General features: G+C 57.9%; 22 protein-coding genes. 19 read left to right on the plus strand and 3 right to left on the minus strand.

Features of this window, described 5'->3' with window-relative positions; all coding sequences use genetic code 11:
• Both QZ177_RS09090 and QZ177_RS09095 read left to right on the plus strand, forming a co-directional pair.
• On the plus strand, positions 1-849 hold an 849-nt coding region (locus tag QZ177_RS09090), incomplete at its 5' end, for an oligopeptide transporter, OPT family (RefSeq protein WP_294177044.1).
• Between the two features lie 152 nt (positions 850-1,001).
• A complete protein-coding gene (locus QZ177_RS09095) occupies positions 1,002-1,220 on the plus strand; it encodes a cell division protein ZipA (protein WP_294177046.1) in 219 nt (72 codons plus the stop codon).
• 79 nt (positions 1,221-1,299) lie between these two features.
• On the opposite strand, the gene QZ177_RS09100 is transcribed toward QZ177_RS09095, so the two are convergent.
• Positions 1,300-2,475, minus strand: coding sequence for an aminotransferase class I/II-fold pyridoxal phosphate-dependent enzyme (locus QZ177_RS09100; protein WP_006191462.1), 1,176 nt, complete (start codon positions 2,473-2,475; stop codon positions 1,300-1,302).
• Complete coding sequence (locus tag QZ177_RS09105; protein WP_009646370.1) at positions 2,472-2,951, minus strand: Lrp/AsnC family transcriptional regulator; 480 nt, start codon at positions 2,949-2,951, stop codon at positions 2,472-2,474. Before QZ177_RS09105 ends, QZ177_RS09100 begins: the two co-directional genes overlap by 4 nt.
• A 170-nt stretch (positions 2,952-3,121) precedes the next feature.
• Here QZ177_RS09105 and QZ177_RS09110 point away from each other — a divergent pair, with 170 nt between their 5' ends.
• From QZ177_RS09110 to QZ177_RS09180, 15 genes are all read left to right on the plus strand, one after another.
• Positions 3,122-3,604 (plus strand): YhcH/YjgK/YiaL family protein, encoded by a 483-nt coding sequence (locus QZ177_RS09110; protein ID WP_009646435.1) that lies wholly within the window; start codon positions 3,122-3,124, stop codon positions 3,602-3,604.
• Positions 3,605-3,655: 51 nt separating this feature from the next.
• Positions 3,656-7,441 (plus strand): phosphoribosylformylglycinamidine synthase, encoded by a 3,786-nt coding sequence (locus tag QZ177_RS09115; protein ID WP_294177054.1) that lies wholly within the window; start codon positions 3,656-3,658, stop codon positions 7,439-7,441.
• A gap of 88 nt (positions 7,442-7,529) precedes the next feature.
• Positions 7,530-8,063: a hotdog domain-containing protein gene (locus QZ177_RS09120; protein WP_294177056.1), complete on the plus strand. Its 534-nt coding sequence runs from the start codon at positions 7,530-7,532 to the stop codon at positions 8,061-8,063.
• A 378-nt stretch (positions 8,064-8,441) separates the two neighbouring features.
• Complete coding sequence (locus QZ177_RS09125; protein ID WP_294177059.1) at positions 8,442-9,347, plus strand: phosphatidylglycerol lysyltransferase domain-containing protein; 906 nt, start codon at positions 8,442-8,444, stop codon at positions 9,345-9,347.
• Positions 9,348-9,357: 10 nt separating this feature from the next.
• A complete protein-coding gene (locus QZ177_RS09130) occupies positions 9,358-10,278 on the plus strand; it encodes a DMT family transporter (RefSeq protein ID WP_294177062.1) in 921 nt (306 codons plus the stop codon).
• Between the two features lie 110 nt (positions 10,279-10,388).
• Positions 10,389-11,528 (plus strand): cell division protein FtsZ, encoded by a 1,140-nt coding sequence (gene ftsZ / locus QZ177_RS09135; protein ID WP_294177063.1) that lies wholly within the window; start codon positions 10,389-10,391, stop codon positions 11,526-11,528.
• Positions 11,529-11,597: 69 nt separating this feature from the next.
• Positions 11,598-12,338: a ThiF family adenylyltransferase gene (locus QZ177_RS09140; RefSeq protein WP_009646487.1), complete on the plus strand. Its 741-nt coding sequence runs from the start codon at positions 11,598-11,600 to the stop codon at positions 12,336-12,338.
• 136 nt (positions 12,339-12,474) lie between these two features.
• Positions 12,475-13,434, plus strand: coding sequence for a TAXI family TRAP transporter solute-binding subunit (locus tag QZ177_RS09145; RefSeq protein ID WP_009646419.1), 960 nt, complete (start codon positions 12,475-12,477; stop codon positions 13,432-13,434).
• A complete protein-coding gene (locus QZ177_RS09150; protein ID WP_294177064.1) occupies positions 13,435-13,968 on the plus strand; it encodes a DUF1850 domain-containing protein in 534 nt (177 codons plus the stop codon). It abuts the gene before it with no gap.
• Positions 13,965-15,911 carry a TRAP transporter permease gene (locus tag QZ177_RS09155; protein WP_294177065.1) on the plus strand — a complete coding sequence of 649 codons (1,947 nt, stop codon included), beginning with the start codon at positions 13,965-13,967 and terminating at the stop codon, positions 15,909-15,911. Before QZ177_RS09150 ends, QZ177_RS09155 begins: the two co-directional genes overlap by 4 nt.
• A 226-nt stretch (positions 15,912-16,137) precedes the next feature.
• Complete coding sequence (locus QZ177_RS09160; protein ID WP_294177066.1) at positions 16,138-17,880, plus strand: GGDEF domain-containing phosphodiesterase; 1,743 nt, start codon at positions 16,138-16,140, stop codon at positions 17,878-17,880.
• Positions 17,856-18,353, plus strand: coding sequence for a preQ(1) synthase (queF, locus tag QZ177_RS09165; protein ID WP_009646470.1), 498 nt, complete (start codon positions 17,856-17,858; stop codon positions 18,351-18,353). The genes QZ177_RS09160 and queF overlap by 25 nt, the downstream gene beginning before the upstream one ends.
• Positions 18,350-18,922: a cob(I)yrinic acid a,c-diamide adenosyltransferase gene (locus QZ177_RS09170; protein WP_294177067.1), complete on the plus strand. Its 573-nt coding sequence runs from the start codon at positions 18,350-18,352 to the stop codon at positions 18,920-18,922. Before queF ends, QZ177_RS09170 begins: the two co-directional genes overlap by 4 nt.
• Positions 18,923-19,116: 194 nt before the next feature.
• Complete coding sequence (locus tag QZ177_RS09175) at positions 19,117-19,968, plus strand: transposase (protein WP_294177068.1); 852 nt, start codon at positions 19,117-19,119, stop codon at positions 19,966-19,968.
• 139 nt (positions 19,969-20,107) lie between these two features.
• On the plus strand, positions 20,108-22,063 hold the full coding sequence (locus tag QZ177_RS09180; protein WP_294177069.1) for an ATP-binding protein: 1,956 nt from the start codon (positions 20,108-20,110) through the stop codon (positions 22,061-22,063).
• Positions 22,064-22,127: 64 nt separating this feature from the next.
• Here the strand turns inward: QZ177_RS09180 and QZ177_RS09185 are convergent, their stop codons facing one another.
• On the minus strand, positions 22,128-22,463 hold the full coding sequence (locus QZ177_RS09185; RefSeq protein WP_037370272.1) for a hypothetical protein: 336 nt from the start codon (positions 22,461-22,463) through the stop codon (positions 22,128-22,130).
• A gap of 184 nt (positions 22,464-22,647) precedes the next feature.
• Here QZ177_RS09185 and QZ177_RS09190 point away from each other — a divergent pair, with 184 nt between their 5' ends.
• Together QZ177_RS09190 and trmB are read left to right on the plus strand one after the other, a co-directional pair.
• Positions 22,648-24,561: a sigma 54-interacting transcriptional regulator gene (locus tag QZ177_RS09190; RefSeq protein WP_294177070.1), complete on the plus strand. Its 1,914-nt coding sequence runs from the start codon at positions 22,648-22,650 to the stop codon at positions 24,559-24,561.
• 12 nt (positions 24,562-24,573) lie between these two features.
• Complete coding sequence (gene trmB, locus QZ177_RS09195; protein ID WP_294177071.1) at positions 24,574-25,224, plus strand: tRNA (guanosine(46)-N7)-methyltransferase TrmB; 651 nt, start codon at positions 24,574-24,576, stop codon at positions 25,222-25,224.
• Positions 25,225-25,233 lie beyond the last annotated feature (9 nt).

The raw sequence follows: 25,233 nt of genomic DNA on the forward strand, positions 1-25,233 counted from the left end.
ATCGGCATCCTCGGCATCATCGTCGCCTCGCTCGTCATGTACGCGCTTTGCTCTTCGTTCGGCATCTTCGATTTGCCGGGCGGTGAGAAGTTCGCGACGGCGACGGCTATTTTCACGACGTCGATCATCCTCGCCATCGCCTGCATCTCGAACGACAATATGCAGGACCTCAAGACGGGTTGGCTCGTCGGTGCGACGCCGTGGCGTCAGCAGGTCGCGCTTCTTCTTGGCTGCGTCGTCGGTGCGCTCGTCATTGCGCCTGTGCTGAACCTCCTCTATGAGGCGTACGGCTTCGTCGGCGCCTTGCCGCGTGAGGGTATGGATCCTTCGCAGGCGCTTGCCGCGCCGCAGGCGGTGCTCATGAAGACGATCGCCGAGGGAATCTTCTCAAACAACCTCGCATGGGAGTACATCTACATCGGTCTCGGACTCGGCGTCGTCATCGTGCTCGTCGATCTCTTCCTGCGCCGCACGACGAGGAATCTCATGCTGCCGCCTTTGGCCGTTGGCATGGGCATCTACCTGCCGCCGAGCATCCAGACGCCGCTTGTCATTGGCGCTGTCCTTGGCTATGTGCTCGACAAGGTGCTGAAAGACCGCGGTGCGGAAGAGGGCAAAGCGGCGCGCCGCCGCGGTACGCTCTTCGCCTCGGGACTCATCGTCGGCGAATCCATCGTCGGCGTCGCACTCGCCGGACTCATCGCCATATCCGTATCGAGCGGCGGCAGCGAAAGCCCGCTGGCGCTCGTCGGTGCCGATTTCGCCGACACGGCGGAAATGCTCGGCCTCGCCGTCTTCGCGCTCGTGGTCGTCATCCTGAGCCGCGTCGTGCTCGCGAAGGGAAAATAAAAGCAAACGAAAAAGCATAGAAAAGCTGCCACATTTCGTCGATGTGGCAGCTCTTCGTCTTTTCATCGGATGGCGTCTGTGATATAATGCAAGTAGAAAGAGGATTCAGAACCTTCGTTCATTCAGAACTTTCATGGAAGGAGGTTTTCCGAATGGATGTCCAGGTGGAACGGCTGCACCGTGTGAAGCCGCTTGCGCCGATTTCCTTTTTTGAAGAGACAGTGCGGCGCGAGAAAAAGCAGGAGACGCATGAGGCGAGGAAACCTCTGCGCGGTACGGAGTCGGACGCTTACAGCGTGGAGATTTCGGCAGCGGGCAGGCGTGCAGCAGCGCGCAGCGAGGCAGGGGGTATGATGGTGGAGGGTTTTTGATGATTTTGCGGGATAATGGGCAAAGCCCCGCTTGAGCGTCTCTCGAAAGAGAAGGCGCACAAGCGGGGCTTTGTGTCTCTTATTTCCGATGATTCTTGAGGAAGTTGCCGATCCTTGCGAGGGCCTCGGAAATCTTGTCGATGGAAGTCGCGTAGGAACAGCGGATGTGTCCCTTGCCGCTTTCGCCGAAGGCGCTGCCGGGGACGAGGGCGACGTGCTCCTTGATGAGCAGGTTTTCGGCAAATTCTTCATCCGTGTAGCCGCTCGACGTGATGTTCGGAAAGATGTAGAAGGCGCCTTTCGGCTCGAAGCACGAAAGACCGAGTTTCTGGAAACCATCGTAGATGAGGCGGCGGCGGCGGTCGTATTCTGCGACCATCTTTTTCATGTACTTCTCGCCGCGGCGCAGAGCTTCGACGGCGGCGATTTGCGCCGTGATGGGGGCGCAGAGCATCGTGTACTGATGGATCTTCGTCATAGCGGCAATGAAGTCGGGGTTGCCGAGCGCATAGCCGATGCGCCAGCCCGTCATGGCGTAGGCCTTGGAGAAGCCGTTCAGGAGAATCGTGCGCTCCTTCATGCCAGGCAGCGAGGAGAATGCCGTGTGTTCCATGCCGCCGTAGGTGAGGTCGCCGTAGATTTCGTCGGAGACGACGATGAGATCGTGCTTTTCGGCGAAGGCGGCGATCTTCTGAAGGTCGTCCTTCGCCATGACGGCGCCCGTCGGGTTGTTTGGGTAGCCGATCAGAAGCGCCTTCGTTCGCTTCGTCACGTGCGGCTCAAGTTCTTCGGGCGTGATGCGGAAGTCGTTTTCGAGTTTTGCGGCGACGGGTACGGGCTTGCCGCCCGCAAATGTCACACAGGCCTGGTAGGAGACGTAGCAAGGCTCGGGAATCAAGACTTCATCGCCGGGCGAGAGTATGGCGCGCATGGCGATGTCGAGCGCCTCGCTGACGCCGACGGTGATGAGGATGTCTTTTGCCGGTTCATAGGAAATGCCGTAGCGGCTCGCGTAGTGCGCGGCAATTTCTTCACGCAGTTCGAGCATGCCGCGGTTTGCCGTGTAGGAGGTGTAGCCCTGCTCAAGCCCATGGACACAGCTTTCGCGGATCGACCACGGCGTGATGAAGTCCGGTTCGCCGACGCCCAAGGATACGACGTCCTCCATCTCGGCGGCGATGTCGAAGTATTTTCTTATGCCTGAGGGCGGCACGGCGTGGACGGCGGGTGAGATGCGCTCCTTCCAGTTCGTCATGGCGACACCACCAGTCGGCGATCCTTTTCCTTGTCGTCGATGATCGTGCCGTCCTTCTTGTACGCCTTGAGCATGAAGTGGCTGCGCGTCTGCGTGACGCCATCGATCGTCGAGAGGCGCGTCGCGACGAAGTTGGCGACGTCCTGCAGCGATTTGCCCTCAATGATGACGAGGAGATCGAAGCTGCCGCTCATGAGGTAGACGGTGCGCACCTCTTCGAAGCGGTAGATGCGCTCGGCGATGGCGTCGAAGCCGACTTCGCGTTCGGGCGTGAGGTTGACCTCGATGATGGCCGTGACCGTGTCGTCGCCAAATTTCTGCCAGTTGATCAAGGTGTTGTAGCTGAGGATGATCTTGTCCTGCTCCAGTCCCCGGATGTCCTTTTCCACCTCGTACTCGCTTTTCTTGAGCACGGCAGCGATCTCGCCGATGGGACGGCGGGCGTCGTGCTCTAAGAGTTCCAAGAGTTCGCGCATAGTCATTTCTCCTTCTCTGCCCCAATTCACTTGCGGATATTGGTCTTTCATCATATAATATAAAAGAAACGCTATAAAGGATAATAGCATAGAATAAATGGGGAAATCAATCGCTTTTTTGGGGAAGCGCTGAATTTGTCTGTGCTTCCTATAGCGAAGGAGGATTGCTTATGATGACGGGCATCATCGGGGTATCGAAGGATGAGCAGAAGGGATATTCGGCGGCTCTGATGAAAGCGCTTGCCTTCTTGCGCGCACAGGACTTCCGCAATATGCCGGAAGGGCGTCACGAGATTGACGGCGACAAGATCTTCGCGCTGCTTTCGCGCTATACGACGCGGCCGCAGGCAGAGTGCGCTCCCGAGGCGCATCGAAAATTCGTGGATGTTCAGTATGTCGCAGACGGCGAGGAGTTTCTCGGCTGGTGTCCGATGAGTCCCGACCTCGTGGAGATGGAGCCTTACGATGAGGCGCGGGACATCATCTTTTATCGCGCCCTGATTCCCGAGAGCAGCATCCTGCTCAAGGCGGGAAGCTATGCCGTGCTCTATCCGGAGGACGTGCATCGCCCGGGCGTTTCGGTGCTCGACGAGTATCCAGCGGACGTAACGAAGGTCGTCGTGAAGATTGATTTGGAGTTGATGAAGAACTGACAAGATGCAAGAAGAGATCAGGGAACTGACCAGAGAGGATGGTTTGTGGGCATGAGTGTAAGAAGACTTTTTGTAGAGAAGAGGCAGGGATATTTCGACATTCCCGCGCAGCAGCTTTGTGACGATCTGACGGAGACGTTCCGCCTAGCGACGGAGCTCAAGGCGGTGCGCATCTTCATTCGCTACGACATCGAGGGGCTTTCCGACGAGGAATACAAGGCGGTGCGCGACGTCGTCTTCGTTGAGCCGCCCGTCGATACGGTCTACGAGGAGAAACTGCCCGACTTTCCCGAGTCGAAGGCGTTCGCTGTTGAGTATCTGCCGGGGCAGTACGATCAGCGTGCCGATTCGGCGGCGCAGTGCGTGCAGCTTGTGACGCAGAAGGAGCGTCCGACAATTCGTACGGCGATCGTCTACGTGATCGTCGGCACGATTTCGGCAGATCTTTTGGCGAAGATTAAGGCGTACTGCATCAACAAAGTCGAAAGCCGCGAGGCCGCCTTGCAGAAGCCGGCGACGCTCGTGGAGAAGATCGAAGAGCCTGCCGACGTGGAGACGCTTGCGGGATTCTGCCGCATGGATGCAGCGGCGCTCGGAAATTTGTTGAAAGAGCGCGGCTTTGCCATGAGCTTTGAGGATCTGCAGTTCTGCCAGAAGTATTTCGCCTCGGCGGAGAAGCGTGAGCCGACGATCACGGAGCTTCGCGTCATCGACACGTATTGGTCTGATCACTGCCGCCATACGACGTTCACGACGGTCATCGACAAGGTGGACTTCGGCAACGGCAAATACGCACCGATGCTTGCGCAGGCAGTGAAGCTCTACATGCTCGACCGCGAGAAGATTCATGCGGGAAAGCAGGCGGACGTCTCCTTGATGGATCTTGCGTGCATCGGCATGAAGGCGCTGCGTCAGCAGGGGCTTTTGGAAGATCTCGATGCTTCCGATGAGGTCAACGCGTGCAGCATCGTCGTGCCTGTGGAGATTGACGGCAAGGAAGAAAATTGGCTCGTGATGTTCAAGAATGAGACGCACAACCATCCGACGGAAATTGAACCGTTTGGCGGTGCGGCGACGTGCCTTGGCGGTGCGATCCGTGATCCCCTGTCGGGGCGTTCCTACGTCTATCAGGCGATGCGTGTGACTGGCGCCGCCGACCCGCGCGGCAAGATCGCCGATACATTGCTGGGCAAGCTGCCGCAAAAGAAGATTACGCAAGGGGCGGCGGCAGGCTTCAGCTCCTACGGCAACCAGATCGGTCTTGCGACGGGCGAGGTGCATGAGTTCTACCATGAAGGCTACATGGCAAAGCGCATGGAGATCGGCGCCGTCATCGGCGCTGTGCCGCAGGCGGACGTCGTGCGCCAGACGCCGGAGCCGGGCGACGTCGTCGTCTTGGTCGGCGGCCGCACGGGACGCGACGGCTGCGGCGGCGCGACCGGCTCGTCGAAGGTACACACGGAGGCTTCTTTGACAACGGCGGGCGCCGAGGTGCAGAAGGGAAATGCGCCGACGGAGCGCAAGCTTCAGCGCCTCTTCCGCCATCCCGAGGTCAGCCGTTTCATCAAGCGCTGCAACGACTTCGGTGCGGGCGGCGTCGCCGTCGCCGTCGGCGAACTTGCGCCGTCCTTGGCGATCGATCTCGATGCCGTGAAGAAAAAGTACGAGGGACTCGACGGCACGGAGCTTGCCATTTCCGAGTCGCAGGAGCGCATGGCTCTCGTCATGCGTCCCGAGGCTCTACCCGTTCTCACGGCGTTCGCTGATCGCGAAAATCTCGAGGCGACGCCGATCGCTCAGGTCACGGATACAGGCAGGCTTGAGATGGTCTGGCGCGGGCAGAAGATTGTGAGCCTTGCGCGTGTATTCCTCGATACGAACGGCGTCAAGCAGCATGCGCGCGTAACCTTGAAGTCACCCGACGTGGAGACAAACTATCTGCGCCAGCTGCCGCCTGCTGTCGTCAAGAACCAGCGCGACCTTACGGCGGCATGGCATGCAAACCTCGCCGATCTCAATGTTGCCAGTCAGAAGGGACTTGCTGAGCGCTTTGATTCTACGGTCGGCGCGGGCACGGTTCTGATGCCGTTTGGCGGTAAGGATCAGCTGTCGCCGCAGCAGGGCATGGTCGCGAAAATTCCCGTGAAGAAGGGCGAAACGGATACGGCGACGGCGATGACCTTCGGTTTCGACCCGTACTTGTCAGAGTGGAGTCCGTTCCACGGTGCGCTCTATGCCATCGTCGAGGCGGTCACGAAGATGGTGGCGCTCGGCGCGGATGCGGCGACGGTGCGCCTCTCCTTGCAGGAGTACTTCGAGAGCCTTGGCAAGGATCCTGAGAAGTGGGGCATGCCGTTTGCGGCACTTTTGGGTGCACTATGGGCGCAGCATGAGCTTCGCGTGCCTGCCATCGGCGGCAAGGATTCGATGTCGGGCACGTTTGAAAACATCCATGTGCCGCCTACGGTCGTTGCCTTTGCCGTCAACGTCATGAAAGCGAGCGAGGCGATTTCCGCCGAATTCAAGTACGCGAACAGCAAGGTCTATGCTGTCGAAGTGCCGATTGATGCGAACGATCTGCCTGTTTTTGCCAACCTGCGCCGCAACTATGAGCGCGTGCACGCTCTGATGCAGAGCCGCCGCGTGTTCTCGGCATCGAGTGTCGGCAGGGGCGGCATCGCGGCTGCTCTGACGAAGATGTGCCTGGGCAACGGCCTCGGTTTCAAGGCGGCGCCCGGCGCGATCAAGTTCGAAGATCTCTTCCGTCCCGCCTACGGTACGATTCTCTTGGAGATGAGCGAGGCGGTCAACGTGACGGATGCGCTCGCCGGCGTCAAGTGGACGCTCCTCGGGCGCACGACGACGGTTGCGAGCATCGTTTGCAATGGTATGGTGCAGACGCTCGATGAGCTTCGCGAGTCTTATGTGGGAGCGCTTGACGGCATCTTCCCGGCGGCGGTCAGCAGCAAGGGCAGGACGGCCTCGGCAGCCGCGCCGTTCCGCCGCGGCGTGCGTCAGCGAGCCAGCGATCGCTATACGAAGCCACGCATCTTTATGCCTGTTTTCCCCGGCATCAACTGCGAGTACGAGACGCAGCGCGCCTTTGAGAAGGCGGGTGGCGAAGTCGATGCGCTCGTCATTCGCAATCTCACGCCGCAGACGGTCGAAGAATCGGTGCAGGCGATCACCTCGGGCATCAACAAGGCGCAGATCCTCATGCTGCCGGGCGGTTTCTCGGGTGGTGACGAGCCGGACGGCTCGGGCAAGTTCATCGCGGCGACGCTCAGAAATCCGCGCATCGCCGAGGCGATCATGGAACTTCTGCAGAAGCGAGAGGGGCTGATCCTCGGTATCTGCAACGGTTTCCAGGCGCTCGTCAAGCTCGGCCTCCTTCCTTACGGCAAGATCATGCCGCTTGATCCGGAGTCTCCGACGCTCACGCGCAATACGATCGGCAGACACGTCTCGTGCATGGTGCAGACACGCATCATGTCGAACCTATCGCCGTGGTTCAACAACGTCTCAGTCGGCGATATTCATACGATTCCTGTCGCGCACGGTGAAGGAAGGTTTGTCGCCGACAAGGAAGTCATCGCGAGGATGCGCATACGCGGGCAAATCGCGGCGCAGTATGTCGACGATGCAGGCGAGCCGACGATGGAATCGCCGTTCAATCCGAACGGTTCGATGGAAGCGATCGAGGCGATCACAAGCCCCAATGGCCGCATCCTCGGCAAGATGGGGCACTCCGAGCGCGTCGGCGACAACATCTCGAAGAACGTGCCGGGCAACAAGGATCAGGGACTCTTCGACGCAGGTGTGCGCTTCTTTCGCTGAGATGGTGTCGAAGCAAAGGTAATAAGGAAGATGAGACTGCCGCATGAGTTATTTTTGCTTGTGCGGCAGTTTTGATAGGAGGAAATACATGAAGCATTTCAGTATGCAGGAAAGCCGCATCGTCATCAGCGAGGTCATGATGCCGAGCCAGGCGAACCCCAACGGCAACGTCCACGGCGGCGAGATCATGAAGCTCATGGATTCGGCGGCTTACGCGGCGGCGCGGCGCTATGCGCGCTCGAACGTCGTGACGGCGCGCGTCGATGAACTGGAATTCCATCTGCCGATCCGCATCGGCGATCTCGTCGTCGTGACGGCGGACGTCGTCTACGTTGGGCACAGCTCTATGGAGATCGCCGTCAATGTTATCGTCGAAGATCTCGATGACGGCAGCGAGCCGCAGCTCGGCCTGTCGGCGTATTTCACAATGGTGGCGCTTGACCGCAACGCACGGCCGAAAGCCGTGCCGCCCCTGGAGCTTGATACCGAAGAGGCGCGCGTCGCTTTCGAGGAAGGAAAGCGACGCTATGAGGAGCACAAGGCGCGCAAGAAACGCAAAGCGGCAGTGCCGGCGGGAATTGTCAAGCGCGGTCAGGGGAAGTCTGAGGACAACGGGAAATAGACAAAAAAGAAGGGCAAGCCGCAAGGCGAGCCCTTCTTTTTCGGGATAGAGAAAGAATTAGATTTTCAAGCAGCAGGGAGGCACAGAAGTGTGGAAAGGGCCACCGTTGCCGCTGGCATCGAGCCGGCTGCTGGATTCCTGCTCGATACGGAAAGTATAGCATGGTAAGATTAAAGGAAAGGGGCAAGTGCAGTTAAAAAGCAATTAACAATTCCGACTGAAATAGAAGGGATTGTTAATTGCTTGACACAGTTGATATAATGATAGGACAACAGGGCAAGAAAATTGCTGAATCGTGAGGTTTTGCAGCGGGAGTTCATGCGAGAAAAAGGCGCACGCTTCTTGTTCGCAGAACCTTGGTGACTGAGCGAGAGAGGAATGAGCATCATAGATTTCAAGGTTTTGCAAAAAGAGGACAAGCCGCTGCTCGACTGTTTTTTTCGGGCGCATTACTATGAGAATTCGCACTTCAATTTTACGAACCTCTACATGTGGCACGAACCGTACAAGATCATGTGGGTGAAGGAAGACGATGTGCTTTATATGAAGGCTGAGTGGGAGGGGAGAGAATTCGCCATGCAGCCTTTCGGCCCGGAGGAGAAGATGGCGGCTGCCGTCGGACGCTTCATCGACTACTTCAAGGCGCAGGGAAAGCCCGTACGCTTTTCGGGCGTCGAGCGCTCCTTCGCTGACATCCTTGAAAATTATGAGGGCGCAGATTTCGCTGTCGAGTCTGACCGCAACAACTTTGACTATGTCTACCTCGCCGAAGATCTGATAAAGCTGGCGGGACGCAAGTTCCACTCGAAGAAGAACCATCTGAACAGCTTCCGCAAGAATTATCCTGAGGCCGAGTATCAGCCTATTACAGATGAGATCGTCACGCAATGCAAACTGACGATCAACGGCTGGTACAAGCAGCATGCGCAGGAAGCTCCCGACGATCCGTTCATCGCGCTTGAGCGTCAGGCGATCATCGAGGTCTTGAACAACTTCGAGGATTTTCAGCTCAAGGGCGGCGCGATCCTCATCGGACAGCGTGTCGTCGCCTTCACCTTCGGCGAGCAGCTCAACGACGACACGGCGGTCATCCATGTGGAAAAGGCAGATCCCGAGGTGCGCGGCGCGTATCCCGCGATCAATCAGGCATTTGTTGAGCATGCGTGGTCCGATATGACGTACATCAATCGCGAGGAGGACATGGGCATCGAGGGGCTTCGACAGGCGAAGGAGTCATACAAGCCCGTGAAGCTCATTGAGAAGTTCAATGCTTGGATGAGATAAAGAAGCGGGGGTGAGATCTGTGCGTCTGCGCGGCAGCTTGGCACTCTTTGTCGCCGCCTTCATCTGGGGTACGACATTTGTCGCTCAGTCCGTCGGCATGGAGGGCATCGGGCCTTTCACATACGGTGCGGCACGCTATGTCGTCGCTGTCCCCGTCGTCTTTCTCCTGTGGCTCTTTTTCGCGCCCAAAAGACGCGCGGCGAAGGCGGCGGGTACGTATCGTCCGGGCTTTAAGGCGGGCGCTCTCGTGGGCGTGATCCTCTTCCTGGGGACGACATCGCAGCAGGTGGGCATGCAGTATACGACGGTGGGAAAGACGGCGTTCATCACATGCCTTTATCTCGTCCTCGTGCCGCTTGCCGCCGTATTTTTCGGCAGCCGCATCCGTCCGCTTCATTGGGGCGGCGCGGTTTTGGCGCTCAGCGGACTTTATCTCCTCTCGATGAAGGATGGCTTTTCCCTCTCTTACGGCGATGCGATCATGGTGGGAAGTTCGCTCCTCTGGACGATGCACATCCTCTGCGTCGGCCGCTTCGCGTCCTTCGTCGATGCGGTGGAGCTTTCCCTCGCGCAGCTCTTCGTCTGCGCCTGTGCGAGTCTGGCGCTCGCTTTTCTCTTCGAGCAGCCGACCGTCGCGGGCATCGAGGGCGCGGCGACGGCGATTCTCTATGCAGGGATCATGAGCTCGGGCGTCGCCTTTACGCTGCAGATCGTCGGACAGCAGTACGCTGAGCCTGCCTTGGCGGCCGTCATCATGAGCCTTGAGTCCGTGTTTGGCGCGCTTTCGGGCGCGATTCTCCTCGGCGAGTCGATGAGCGCCGCCGAGCTTTCAGGCTGCGCCTTGATGCTCGCAGGCATGCTTCTCGCGCAGCTTGCGGGAGTTTGGGGGATGAAACGTCCTCGAACGGAGGGGGAGAACGGGACGAATTAAGCATTTTCCCTCTTTTTGCAGGAATGGCGAGAAGAACGGCGAATAAAAGCAAGTGGATAATTGACACAGAGGGATGGATCTGCCAGGCATAGAGAGGGGGAACCGCTTCCATGATAACGGATGATACGAAGATCAAGAGAGCGGTAGTCACGATAAAGATCATCGGCGTGGGCGGCGGCGGCAACAGCGTCATCGAGCGTATAGCCGAGGGAAACGAGCTTGATGTGGAGTTGATCGCGATCAATACGGATGCGAAGCAGCTTGCCTATATGGAAGAGGCGGGCGTCAAGGCGCTCGCCATCGGACGAGATCTGACGAAGGGGCTCGGCACGGGCGGCGTGGCGGATCTCGGGGAAGCAGCGGCGAAGGGCGACGAGGCAAAAATTAAGGAAGTTTTGAAGGGCGCCGACCTCGTATTTGTCACGGCGAGCATGGGCGGTGGCGCGGGCACGGGCGCGGCGCCCGTCGTTGCAAAAATCGCCAAGGATATGGGCATACTGACGGTCGGCGTCGTGACGGTGCCCTTTTCCTTCGAAGGCGCGCGCAAGAAGCGCATCGCCAATGAGGGCATCGCGAAGATGCAGGGAAATCTTGACGCCTTGATCGTCGTACATAACGACAACCTCATGAAGCTTCCCGAGAACAAGCACATGACGCTCGTCAACGCGTTCAAGGCGGCGGACGACGTCCTCCGTCAGGCGATCAACTGCATCGCGGAATTGATTCTGACGACGGGCGAGATCAATGTCGATTTCGCCGATCTCACGTCTACCTTCCGGCAGAGCCAGAGCGGCGATGCGCTCCTCGGCATCGGCGAGAGCCAGAGGAGTGCGATCGAGGCCGTGCAGAAGGCGGTGGAAAGCCCGCTCGTCGAGAAATCCCTGACGGGTGCACGCGGCTTGATCCTGAACCTCAGTGGCAGCGAGCGCATGACGCTTGACGACGTGGGCGAGGCGACGAACTACATCCGGGAAAACACACACCCCGATGTGAATATCATTCTTGGCACGGTCATCGACTCTTCCATGGGACAGACGATCCGCGCGACGATCATCGCGACGGACTTCGTCGATGGCGTCGTCATGAAGGCGCAGCGCATGGAGGCGCCCGAAAGCAAGCTCAAGACGGAGAGCATCGCCTCCTTGGAACCGCCGTCTTTCATGAAGCAGCCGACGGAGAAGGTTCCGGCCTTCGCCTCGCGCAGCGATTTCGCTCTGCCGAAGTTCGATCCGTTCCATCCGAAGAAGTGAGCGGTGCGTCGATGCGTCATCATCCATGCAGCTGAGAAGCTACGTTTGCTTGGAGAGGAGCGAGTTTTTATGGAGGAACGCTTTTGCCGCACGGCGATGCTCATCGGTGAGGCAGGGCTTGTGCGACTCAAGGCGGCTCGTGTCGCTGTCTTTGGCATCGGCGGCGTTGGCTCGTTTGCGGCGGAGGCGCTCGCACGCGCGGGCGTAGGGCGTCTCGTGCTCATCGACAACGATGCGGTCGCCGCCTCGAATCTCAATCGTCAGCTTGCGGCGCTCTACAGCACGATCGGGCGCAGCAAGGCGGCGGTCATGAAGGCGCGCATCGAGGACATCAACCCTGCTGCTGAGGTCGAGATCGTTGAGGACTTCTTCCTGCCCGAGCGGGCAGGTCTTTTTTTTCACGGGTCTTATGACTACATTGTCGATGCCATCGACACCATCGCGGGTAAGATCGGGCTCGTCATGGAGGCGAAGAAACGGACGATCCCCATCGTGAGCAGCATGGGGGCGGGCAACAAGCTCGACCCGACGAAGTTCGAGGTCGCCGACATCTATGAAACGAGCGTGTGTCCTCTGGCGCGCGTCATGCGCCGCGAGCTGAAATCGCGCGGCGTGGAATCTCTGAAGGTCGTCTATTCCAAGGAAAAGCCGCGAAAGCCGCTCTTCGCGCTGCGAGAAGAAAGCGCAGAAAAAGGCGTGCAGGCTTTTTCCAAGCAGCCGCCGGGCAGCATCTCCTTCGTGCCATCCGTCGCCGGGCTCATACTCGCGAGCGTCGTCGTGCGCGAACTTGCGGGACTGGCATTGGAATGAGCAGTCATTTCGTGTGCGTGGTATCTGCAGGCAAGTAGATGCGTAATTTGTACGGAAAATTTGCATGGATATGCAAGATATGTTATAATAGCATACGTAGTATATAATAGAATTATATCTGTAGGAGGTATGAACCATGCATTTGGGCAAACTAGGGAGAATCCTCTCAGCGGCGGCGCTCCTGATTTTTGGCACATTGCTCCTCGTCGGCTGCGGTGGCTCAGGAAGCAACAAGTTCATCAACATCGCCACGGGCGGCACGGCGGGTACGTATTACCCGATCGGCGGCGCGATGGCGGAGATCCTGAACAAGGCGATTCCCGGCATGAATGCGAGTGCGCAGTCCACGGGCGCGACGGTCGCGAACATCAACATGCTGAAGGAAGGCTCGGTCGATCTCGCCATCGTGCAGAACGACATCACCTATTATGCCGTGAACGGCACGGAGATGTTCAAGGACAAGAAGGTCGAGAACCTGCGCGGCATCGCAGCGCTCTACCCCGAGACATGCCAGATCGTCACGCTTGAGTCGACGGGCATCAAGAGCATTGCCGACCTCAAGGGCAAGCGCGTCGCCGTCGGTGCGGCGGGCAGTGGTGCGGAGGCCAATGCGCGTCAGATTCTTGAGGCGTACGGCATCACGTATGATGATATCGATGAGCAGTTCCTGTCCTTCGGCGAGGCGGCAAGCGCCCTGAAGGACGGCAACGTCGACGCGGCTTTCGTCACGGCGGGATTCCCGACGGCGGCGGTGCAGGACATCACGTCGCAGAACAAGGTGCGTCTCCTGCCGATCGAGGCGGACAAGGCGGACGCCTTGATCGCAAAGTACCCGTTCTACACGAAGACGAAGATTCCGGCGGGCACCTATGCGGGCTTCGATGAAGAAGTCCCGGGAATTTCCGTCATGGCGATGCTCGTTGCGACAGACAAGGTGGACGAGAAGCTCGGCTACGACATCACGAAGGCGCTTTTCGACAATATTGAGAAGCTGCAGGCGGCGCATTCGGCGGCGAAGCAGATTACGAAGGAGAGCGCGAAGGACGGCATGTCCATTGAGTTGAATGCCGGCGCAGAGCGCTACTACAAGGAATAAATGAAGAAGCGGCTGGGTGTGAGGCTCTTCCTTGCGGCTCTCGTGCTCGCGGCGCTTGCAGATTTCTTGGCACGCCCCCTGCTCGTCGTGGAAAGCGAGCAGGGGGCGCTCCTTTATGCGAAAAAAGCGTACGCGGGGATGCCTGTCGTGATTCGCTTCATCCATTCGGTGCAGAAGACGCCCGTGGAGGAAGACCTGCGCGTGGATGACGAAGTTTCGGGCTTCGTGCTCGACAGGACGCGCTACCAATCGTTCGGCGTGGGGCTGCCGTTCCTCGCGAGCGAGGGCGAGTTCCGCGCGGAAGGCGACTTTTTCGTCATGGACGGCATGGAGCGCCGCTTCCCGCGTCTTTCTCTGCGCACGGGGGTGGGAACGGAATTGACGCTCGTGCTCGACGGCACGGAGGAGAAGCTTTTTGAAAAGCTTCCGGCAGGAAGCCGCGTCGACCTCACAGTCATCGCCCCGTGGCGCTGGGGCATGGAGAAGCTCTTCGGCAAGGAGCTTGGAGCCGCTGCTGCGGCAGGAAAGGAATGATGTTCATCATGCCGGACAAGAAGCATGAGGAACTTGCAAAAGAAGTTCTGAAAAAATACGATAAGGAATCCGACGTCATCGAGCACAAGGGCTTCATGGCGAAGGTCGTGGCGGTTCTCGCCATCGCGTTCTCCCTCTTTCAAATCTATACGGCGGTCTTCGGCGTGCTCGATGCACAGCTGCAGCGTGCCGTTCATCTGGGCTTCGGCCTGACGCTCGTCTACCTGCTCTTTCCGATGCGCAAGGTCTGGTCGCGCGAGAAGGTGCATGTCGTCGACGTCGTCCTCGCCATCTTGGGCGCGGGCGCTCCCGCCTACATCATCTTCGCCTATCGAAGCCTCGTGATGCGCGCGGGAACGGTCAATTCGCTTGATCTCGTCGTAGGTCTCATCGGCATCGTGCTCGTCATCGAGGCGACGCGCCGCGTCGTCGGCATGCCGATGGTCTGCGTCGTGCTCTTTTTCCTCGCCTATGCATTCGCAGGGCCGTACCTTCCGGGCGTTCTCGCACATCGCGGACTGAATCTCGACCAGCTCGTCTCGCATCTCTTCTTCACGACGGAGGGCGTGTTCGGCATACCGCTCGGCGTGTCCTCGACCTTCATTTTCCTTTTCATCCTTTTCGGTGCCTACCTGGAGTCGACGGGACTCGGCAAGTTCTTCATCGACCTTGCGAATGCCGTGGCGGGCTGGGCGCGCGGCGGCCCGGCGAAGGTCGCCGTGCTTTCGAGCGGCCTCATGGGTACAGTCTCGGGCAGCTCGGTCGCCAACGTCGCGGGTACGGGAGCCTTCACGATTCCCATGATGAAGAAGCTTGGCTATGAGCGCAACTTCGCGGGCGCGGTCGAAGCGGCGGCTTCGACGGGCGGACAGCTCATGCCGCCTGTCATGGGAGCGGCGGCGTTCCTCATGGCGGAGTTCGTCGGTGTGCCGTACTTCGACGTCGTCAAAGCAGCGACGATTCCTGCGCTCCTCTACTTCCTCGGCATTTGGCTCGGCGTCCACTTCGAGGCGCGCCGCAGCAATCTCAAGGGCGTGCCTCGAAGCGAACTGCCCAAGCCGTGGGAGATCTTGAAGGAGCGCGGCCATCTCGCGATTCCTCTCATCGTCATCATCTATCTGCTCGTCTCGGGCTTCACGCCGATGCGTGCGGCTCTGTGGGCGATCGTGCTCGCCATCGCGGCCTCGTCTTTGCGTAAGTCGACGCGCATGAAGCCCGTAGAGATCGTGCGCGGTCTTGAAAACGGTGCGCGAAACGTCCTCGGCGTCCTCGTCGCCTGCGCTTCAGCGGGCATCATCATCGGCGTCGTGACGAAGACAGGCGTGGGCCTAAAGCTCGCGTCGGCTCTGCTCGATCTTTCGGGCGGCATGCTTTTGCCGACGATGTTCTTTACGATGATTACGTCGATCATCCTCGGCATGGGCGTGCCGACGACGGCGAACTACGTCATCACCTCGACGATTGCCGCTCCCGCGCTCGTCCAGATGGGCGTGCCCGTGCTCGCGGCGCACATGTTCGTATTCTACTTTGGTATCATCGCCGACGTGACGCCTCCCGTGGCTCTCGCCGCCTTCGCTGGGTCTGCCATCAGCGGCGGCAAGCCGCTGAAGACGGGCATCAATGCCTCGAAGCTCGCGATCGCCGCCTTCATCATTCCGTACATCTTCGTGCTGTCGCCCGTCGTCCTCATGATCGATGCGACACCCATATCGCTCATCACCGTGCTCGTGACCTCGGTCATCGGCATGGTCGGCTTGAGCGCATCGATGATCGGCTGCCTCGTGAAGCCGTTGAACGGACTTGAGCGCGTTATGTTGTTCGTCGGCGGTCTTTTGATGATCCAACCGGGACTTGTGACCGATCTCGTGGGATTCCTTCTCCTGGCGTCCGTGCTCTTCTTCCAGCAGAGGCGCAGCAAAGCGGAGGCGAGCAGTCTTGGCTGAGGGAAGGAATCATGAATAAGACGAAAAAGCGTTGATAAATGAGGTATGCACCTCGCAAGGCCTTCGATTGCCGCTGCGGCGTCGAAGGCTTTTTCTTTGGTCGGAAGAGGAATTTCTTCCATAAAATTTTATAGAGGAAATCTTTGTCAAGTCTTGCATTTAGGAAATTTGTCGGCTATTATATATTCATAAGATCATCGGGTACGCCCGACAACAGGAGGTCGCCATGCGCCGAATCCCACGAACTGCTTTGAGTCCCTTGCTGAAGCGTCTGAAGATTTATTTTGATGTGCTGAAGAGGACGACGTCCGGCTATCTTTATGTGGTGGATCTGCAAAACAAAGTGGCGATGACGTCGCCGAACATCGTGCGGGATTTTGGCATACCTGCGGAAACGATGGGATTTTCTGCTTTTCGCCAGGCGTGGCAGGAGATCATGCATCCGACGGAGCGCGAAAACGTCACGAAGGTCTTTGACGATGTGCTGCAGGGGCACACGAGAGAGGGCTGTGTTGAGTTTCGCGCGAAGACGCGTAAAGGTGACTACGAGTGGATCGAGTGCCGCTGCGCCGCTGCGCTCGACCATGAAGGAAAGAGGACGCTCTATGCGGGAATCTTCCGGTTCATGGGACAGCGCATCCGTGCGGACGCCGTCACGGGACTTTTGAACAAGTACCAGCTGGAGCAGCGCATGAAGGCGGCGCTTGACGAGGCGCGCGAGACGGGCAGGGGCGGCGCGTTGATGATTCTTGGCATCGACAATTTTAAGATCGTCAACGAAGCTTACAACCGTGCCTTTGGCGATCAGGTTCTACGCGAGGTTGCAAAGCGCATCAAGAAGATCCTCTCGACGGATTTCCGGCTCTATAAGCTCGACGGTGACGAGTTCGGCATCGTTTATCCGGGGGCGGATGAGGCGGATGTTGAAACTCTCTACCGGAGTATACAGACGGCTCTCTTGAAGCCGCAGCAGATCAATGAGCACAAGTATTTCTGCACGGTGTCGGGCGGCACGGTGTTCTTTCCGCAGTTCGGCAAGGATTATCTCGTGCTGCACAAGTATGCGGAAGCGGCGCTGAGCTTGGCGAAGCAGGGGGGCAAGAACAAGAACTGCATCTTCTCGAAGGAGCTTTACAACCGCTGGCTGCGCTCTTTGACGGCGCGCGAGGACATACGCCGCTCGGTGGAGGACGGCTGCCGCGGCTTCAGCCTGTGCTTTCAGCCGCAGGTGGGAGCGGACAGCCGGCGCATCATCGGTGCGGAAGCCCTGCTGCGCTGGCAGAATTCCAAGGGGCGCATGGTCGCGCCGATGGAGTTCATCCCTCTGCTGGAAGAGTCGCAGCTGATGATTCCCGTCGGCAAGTGGATCGCCGATACGGCGGTGCGCATCTGTCGTGAGTGGCAGAAGATTGTTCCCGATTTCTGCATGAGCATCAACCTTTCCTATGTGCAGTTGCGCGACCCGTCCTTCAAGGAGGCTGTCAGGGAATGTATTGAGCGCTATGGCGTAGATCCGGCGAGCATCGTTTTGGAGCTTACGGAGCACACGGTCATCTCGGACTGGGATTTCATCAATCGTCAGTTTGCCTCTCTGCGCGAGTATGGTCTGAAGATTGCCATGGACGATTTCGGCACGGGCTGCTCTTCCTTGGCGATGTTCAAGAACCTCTCGTGTGACATCGTGAAGATCGACAGGGCCTTCGTCAAGCAGATCTTGTGGTCGGACTTCGATCGCCGCATCGTGGACTACACGGTGGAGCTTTGCCACAGCATGGGCATGAAGGTCTGTATCGAGGGTGTGGAAACGCAGGAGGAGTATGATCTTCTGGCGAAGACGTGCAAGGTCGATTCCATTCAGGGATATCTCTTCGGACGGCCGGAAACAAAGGAAGGATTCGAGGAAAAGTTTTTGATGCGCCAAGAAGCGCACGGAGAGGAGCAGCCATGTCACGCACGAGCGATGAGATGAAGGGCGTCACGCATCTCGGCGAAAAGAACACGCAGTATGCGGCGGACTATGCGCCTGAGCTTTTGGAAACCTTTGAGAACAAGCATCCCGACAAGGATTATTGGGTCAAGTTCAACTGCCCCGAGTTCACGAGCCTCTGTCCGATTACGGGGCAGCCGGATTTCGCGACGATCACGATCTCCTACGTGCCCGAGCGGCGCATGGTCGAGAGCAAATCGCTGAAGCTCTATCTCTTCAGCTTCCGCAATCACGGCGACTTCCACGAGGATGTCGTGAACATCATCCTCAAGGATCTCGTGCGCCTCATGGAGCCGCGCTACATCGAGGTCTGGGGCAAATTTCTGCCGCGCGGCGGCATCTCCATCGATCCGTACACGAATTACGGCAAGCCGGGTACGAAGTATGAAGCGCTTGCCGAAAAACGCTTCGCCGAGCACGACCTCTACGCGATGGACAAGGTGGACAACCGATGATCGAGGTCTATACGGGTGCAGGCAAGGGCAAGACGACGGCGGCGATCGGTCTCGCCGTGCGCGCTTTGGGTGCAGGGCTTTGCGTCTACATCATGCAGTTCATGAAGAGCCTCGCCTACAGCGAGCAGAAAGTTCTGCAGGGATTCGCACCGCAGCTTGCGCTCTATACGACGGGCAAACCGTTCTTTATCGCGAAGGAAGGCATGCTGACAGAAGAGGAGCGTGCGGCATGGGGAGAAGATGTCGTCGTATTCCCTGAGGGTGAGCCGCCCGCCGACTACCTGCAGCTGATGCAGGACGGCTTCGCCAAGGCTGCCGCAGCCGCACGCTCGGGCGCTTGGGACGTCGTCATCCTCGACGAGCTGAACGTGGCTCTCTTCTTCGAACTCATCTCGCGTGAGGCAGTCGAGTCCCTGCTCAATGATCTGCCGCCCGAGCGAGAGGTCGTCCTGACGGGCAGGAATGCGCCCGATTGGCTGATCGCGCGAGCCGACCTCGTCACGGAGATGCGGGAAGTGCGCCACTATTATGCGAAGGGCGTGGCGGCGCGCAAGGGTATAGAGAATTGAATTGGCAGGGAGATATGGTGGGAGTTGTCGCACATATACTTGTGCGGCATCTTTTTTTCGCGTGGTTTTCCTTATGGTGAGAAAGTGGAATAGGGAACTTTTCGCATGCTTGGAATGCGGTATGCTGTCTGACTGTACGGATTTATGCTATAATAAAAGAAAGTGAACAAGTTGACAAGAGTGGAGCATCGGTTATGGAAAAAGAGAAGAAAGGCAGGCAGTACCAAGATACCGTCTTTCGCATGTACTTCAATGATGTAGCACGTCTCAAAGAAGTCGCGGGAGTCTTGCGTGAAGAAATCTACGCGGCGGAGGAATCTGTGCAGATTGTGACTTTGGAAGGGACATTTCTTTCACAGTTGAAGAACGATATTTCTTTTCTGATAGCAGGGCGTCATTTGTTTTTCGTGGAACATCAAAGCACAGCGAATCGAAATATGCCGCTGCGTTGTTTGTATTACGTTTGTGAACAATTACGGCAATATGTTCCGACAAAGAATCTGTACCAAAATAAGCCGATTCGACTTCCTGCACCGGAATTTCATGTTTTTTATACAGGGAGTCGGGACATGCCTGAAACGCATTCGATGAAGCTGTCAGATGCGTTTCTGAAAACGGACGAAGATATTCATTTAGAACTAAAAGTAAATTTTCATAACATTGCTTACGATAAAACGAAACCGCTTTTGAAAAAGAGTCGTTCGCTTCATGACTACAGTTTCTTTATGGATCGCATCAAGAGGAACATGGCAAACGGCATGGAAAGAGCAACGGCCATTCGCGAAGCCATGCGGTATTGTGAAGAACATGACATCATGAAGGAGTTCTTGCAGCGACATGAAGGGGAGGTCGTCGATATGGTGAACTTTGAATGGAATCAAAAGGACTTCGAGGAAGCTGTTTTGGAAGAGGGCATGGAGGCGGGAAAGGTGGCTGTCGTTTTGGAAATGCTGCGTGACAGGCTGCCGCTTGAAACGATTGCGCGATTGTCGAAGTTTTCGCTGGATCGAGTGAAAGAAATCGGCAAGACACACAGCTTGCTTTAAGGAAGCGCAGATAAATAAAGTCCCCCGGATTCTCACAGATGCACGTATCCGTGTTTCCTTAACGAGGTGAATCTTGGACTTTCCTTGGAAAAACTGGTATACTATAGCGTAGAAAACGGATGGCAGAGAGGTGCTGAATGTGCAGGAAGAAATGACGGGGGTTCGCGGCGATTTTGTGGAGCAGATCGTGGCGGAGAGCGGATCTTTTTTGAATACGGCCGTGGCTTTTGCGAACGGACGAGGCGGACGCATCATTTTCTACGGTGAAAGCGGCAGGGGATTTTCAGCAGAAGCGGAGCTCATTCCGTGCATAGATGAGATTACGCAGAAGATTTTCGACAGCTGCGAGCCGCGCATTTTTCCGCGTGCCGGTGTGGAACTGCAAGATGGGCGTCAGGTCGTCGTCGTGGAGATTTTCCCCGGTATGGAAAAGCCGTATTTCGTCAAGGAATTGGGCATGATGGACGGTACCTATGTGCGCGTCGGCGGCGCGACGCGCCTCGCTGAGCCGTACCAGGTGCAGGAGCTTCTTCTTTCGGGCACGAACAGCAGCGCCGATCAACTCGCGGCCGAGAGCACGGTCAGTGATGTGGAAATCGAGGAATTCTGCCGCATGATGTACGGCGAGGCGGAGAAACGCCGCGCTGATGATGATGTCGTGCGCCTGCAGAAGGAGGATCTCCTGGCATGGAAGCTTCTTCGTGAGGAGGAGGGCGAGTGCCGCGCGACGGGCGGCTGGCATCTGCTCGCAGGAACGGCGGAGGAACTTTTTCCCGAGGGCTTCATCCAGTGCGCCGAGTATCTTGGTGCGACGCGCCTTGATTTCGTCGGCGGCGAAGAGTTTGCCGGTTCTCTGACGGAGCAGGTGGACGGTGCGGCGGACTATGTGCAGGAGCGTCTTTTGGCGCGGGGTGTCAAGGCGCGCGGCTTGGAGGAGCTTCCGGAAGATCTCATGCGCCGTCTGCTTGCTCGCGCTGTCTGCCAGAGGAACTATGCGGCGCCGGGACGCATCGCCCTCGTGCTTTACGAGGATCGCTTGGAAATCACCGTGCCGGGATTGCTGGAAGAGGACATGACGATCTGGAAGCTCAAGACGGGCTTCTCCAAGATACGCAACCGCGCGATTGCGGCGGCGTTCCTCTACATGGGCATGATGACGGGATTCCAGAGCATCCTGCCCGAGCTTTATCGTGCGGCGAAGCGGGCGCGCTTGCCCGAGCCCGCCGTCATCACGCTCGGCGATTCCGTGCGCATCAATCTCTATTGCCGTGCCGAGGAAGAAGCACAGCAGCACGAAGGTGTTGTTGAGGAAGCCGAACCTGTGCAGACTGCTGAGGCCGTTGAGGAAGTGGAGCCTGTCCAAAATCAGGAGCTTGTCGGGGAAGCTGAACTCGTGCAGGATGTTGAACCTGTTGAGATCGTGGAGCCTGTTCAAGAGCAGGAGCCTGTCGAGGAAACGGAGCTTGCAGAGGAAGCTGAATCTGTGCAGGAAGTTGAGCATATAGAAGAAGCTGAATCTATCCGGGAAGAAGAGCCTTTACCGGAGGAAATAGAGGAAGAGCAGGCGCCGTTGCAGGAAGAAAGCGGCGCAGGCGATGTTTTGGCATCCGGGACTTCGCTGGAAGATGGACAAGATGCGAGCCTTGTTCAAGAAGTGGAAGCCGATCATGAGCCGGATTTTGAGCCTGCGCCCGAGCTGAAGCTTGAACTTGAATCCCTTGCGGATCTCAAGGCGGATGCCGTCGCCCTTGAGGAAGAGCCGGCAGAGCCGCGGGAAGAAAAGGTGAGCGCGGGGCAGCAGGAGCTTTCTTTCGATGTGGAAGAGTCTGCAGAAGCGATGGCGGAGGAATCTGCCAAAGAAATCGTGAAAGAAGTTTTGGAAAAGCCTGTGGAGGTTTCTTCAGAAGAATCTATGGAGGAAAGGCTTCTCCATGTGATTCGTGAGAATCCCAAGGTCACCCAGAAGGCCTTGAAGGAAGCGCTCGGCGTATCGATCGCCACGGTCAAGCGCATGACGACGGCACTGCACAAGGCGGGCGTCATCGAGCGCACGGGAACGAATCGTAGTGGCGAGTGGCATATCCTCAAGGATTGAGAAAGCAGAAAGCAAAGAGAAGCAAAGAACCCACCACGCCGAGCGGGCATGGTGGGTTTCTGTATCAGGCAAAGTATTGGAAGTAGCAGATGGCCGCGAAGAGGGCGAAGGAGAGGGCGATGAAGAACATACTGGCGCGCGTCATCCAGAGTTTTTCCTTCTCGCCGAAATTTCCCTGCTTGTAGCCGTAAATGAGGAGGAGGGAGGCGGCGAGGGAGCCGTACATCGAGCGGTTCAGCCACGTCATTTCCGACCAGCCGATGAACGCGATGAAGAACGTGAGCGCGATCATGATCAGGAGGAAGGTGTCCTTACCCTTTTTTTCAGGGCGCTTCTCCGTGTTCGTGCCGCCCGCCTGCGGCTTCAGATTCCGGCGGATCTTCTTCAGTTGTTTCGCCATATCGAATCCCTGCTTTCTATGCAATAATTTCTTTTTTCATATCTTTTCTATTATACATGGGATATGAGAACTTGGCAATGTGCTTGTCGCTCTTAACATTTCGTAGTAGAATGAGATAGTATGATACGGAGGGAAACGAGATTGTTCATTCATAGAATACATTTGTCTGGGACGGGGGAGAGATATGATACGGGAGCAGCGCAGCAGGGAGAAGCTTGAGGCGTATTACCAGAGGTTTCGCGACGAAGGAGAGATCGACGTCAACGTGCATCCGTGGGTGGCTGAGGCGTGGCGTGAGAGCAGGCGGCTCGACGTGCCATCGATGGGGACGGAGCCGAAGCGCGTGCTTTCTGCGGAGGATTTTTGTGCACTGCAGAAAAAGCATGCTCCTGCCATCGACTGCCTTCTGCAGCTGACGGAGGGCGTGCAGGAGTTCTTTGCGCGTTACGGCTTGAGTCTCTTGCTGCTCGACGCCGAGGCGCTCGTCTTGAAGAGCTGCACGCTGCCCTTCATGCGTCTGCCTCCCGGCAAGGTCGAAGGCTCGCGCCTTGGTATCGAAGAGATCGGCGCTTCGAGCATCAGCATAGCGAAGGAGAAGCGTGTGCCGTTTTGGGTCTTCGGGCCGGAGATTTGGCGCGAGGCGTCTCACGAAAGCGATGCCTGTACAGCGCCCGTCCTCGTCGGCGGCGAACTGCGCTATCTCGTGAACATCGTCGTGGACGATCCGAAGCTCGTGCCGCAGGATGCCGTCATCGCTCAGCTTCTGCTCATCGCGCGTTCGCTTGAGGCCGCCTTGGCGCGCGACCTCAGACTGCAGGCGCAGGAGGCAATCTTGGATGCCGCGCCGTTCGCCGTCTATCATATCCTGCCGAGCGGCGAGGTCGCTTACGCGAACCGCTTGGGATTGGAGCGTCTCACGCGCATCGGAGCGCGCGATCAGGCGACGAGCCGTCTGTCGAACCTTAACGACATCGTTTTGAATTATCGTCACACGCCGATCTATCAGGGATTCAGCGGCACGCCCTGCTACAACAAGGAGGTCACATGGATCACGGAGGCGAAGACGTATGAGGACGTCACGACCGTCGTGCCGATCGAAAGCCCTGTGACGCGCGAGGTCAATGGCGTCGTGACCGTTTCCATGCCCATTGAGGATCTTAGAATGCTCGTCGCGCACACGGCGGGCTATACGGCGAAGTACAGTCTCGCCACGATGGCAGGCAAGGGACAGGCGTTCCAAGCGCTGCGTGAAAAAGCGCTGCGCGTGGCGAGGGGAAAGAATCATGTGCTGCTGCAGGGCGAGGGCGGCACGGGCAAGCAGCGTCTGGCGCACGGCATACATCAGGCGTCGGCGCGCGCGGCGGGGCCTTTGATTTCCTTCCGCTGCGGCGATGTGCAGCCGGAACTTCTGGACGAAGAGCTTTTCGGCGCGGCGGTTTCCCCCGATGTCAGCCGTCCCGGCAAATTGGAGCTTGCCTTTGGCGGCACGCTCTTTCTCGATGAGATCGAGAAGCTGCCGAAGAAGACGGCGGCCGCTCTCGCGGCGGCTCTGCGCGAGGGCAAGGCGCATCGTCTCGGCGAGACGGTCGTGCGCCCCATCGACGTGCGGATCATCGCCGACTGTGACGGTGATCTCAAGCGCTTGACGGAGCGAGGCCTCTTCGACCGGAGTCTCTACGACATCGTTTCACGCAGCGTCATACGCATGCCGGCGCTGCGCAACCGACGCGAGGATATTCCCCTGCTCGCCGAGCAGATTATATGCGAGCTAGCCGAGCAGCACCGCATGGAGAGGAAGCGGCTTCTGCCGGAAACGCTGACGCTTCTTGAAGCATACGATTGGCCGGGCAACATCAAGCAGATGCAGAGCATCTTGGAGCAGGCGTTCTTCCATACGGAGGGCATGGCGATTTCGCCTGAGAACATCAATCTCATGGGCGACGTCAAGCCCGATGATGACTGGAAGACAGATCGGGAAATATTCCTGCGTGCATGGAAGGCGGCGGGCGGCAACGTCAGCCGCTTGGCGAATCTTCTCGATGTCAGCCGCGTCACGCTGTATCGCTATTTGAAGAAGTTTCAGTTGGAAAAAGTGTAGGGAGGAAGTTCTGTGCGACTGCGCAGGAAGCCGTGGGTGGATGAGGCCATTCACGCATACGATGATTTTGTCTATCCGAAGGATCGCCCGGCGGGCGAGGCGGAAAGAGGACGTTGGCAGGAGATCTTCGGACGCGAGGCGCCGCTCTTCGTCGAACTTGGCACGGGCAAGGGCGATTTCATTCGTCAGATGGCGGAGCGCGCCCCTGAGGTCAATTTCATCGGCATCGAGAAGCAGCAGGATGTGCTCATCGCGGCGGCGAAGAAGGTGCGCGAGAAGGAGCTGAAGAATGTGCGCCTGCTCGTTTTCGACATCGCCCAGCTTGAGAAAATTTTTGCGCCGGGGGAAGTCGATCGTTTCTTTGTGAACTTCTGCGATCCGTGGCCCAAGGCGCGTCATGCGAAGCGCCGCCTCACGCACCGCAGTTTTCTCGCTCGCTACAAGGAACTCCTCGTGCCCGGCGGCAAGCTTGTCTTTAAGACGGACAACCGCGCGCTCTTTGATTTTTCGTTGGAGGAGTTCCGCGAGATGGGGCTTTCGCTGCACGACGTTTCCTATGATCTGCACAGCGAGGCACGTCCCGACAACGTGATGACGGAGTATGAAAAGAAATTCAGCGGCAAGGGTGAGAAAATCAACCGCTGCGAGGTCACGTTCGCGTGAAGGAGGGGA

It is taken from the genome of uncultured Selenomonas sp. (assembly GCA_905372355.1).
GTDB lineage: Bacteria > Bacillota > Negativicutes > Selenomonadales > Selenomonadaceae > Selenomonas.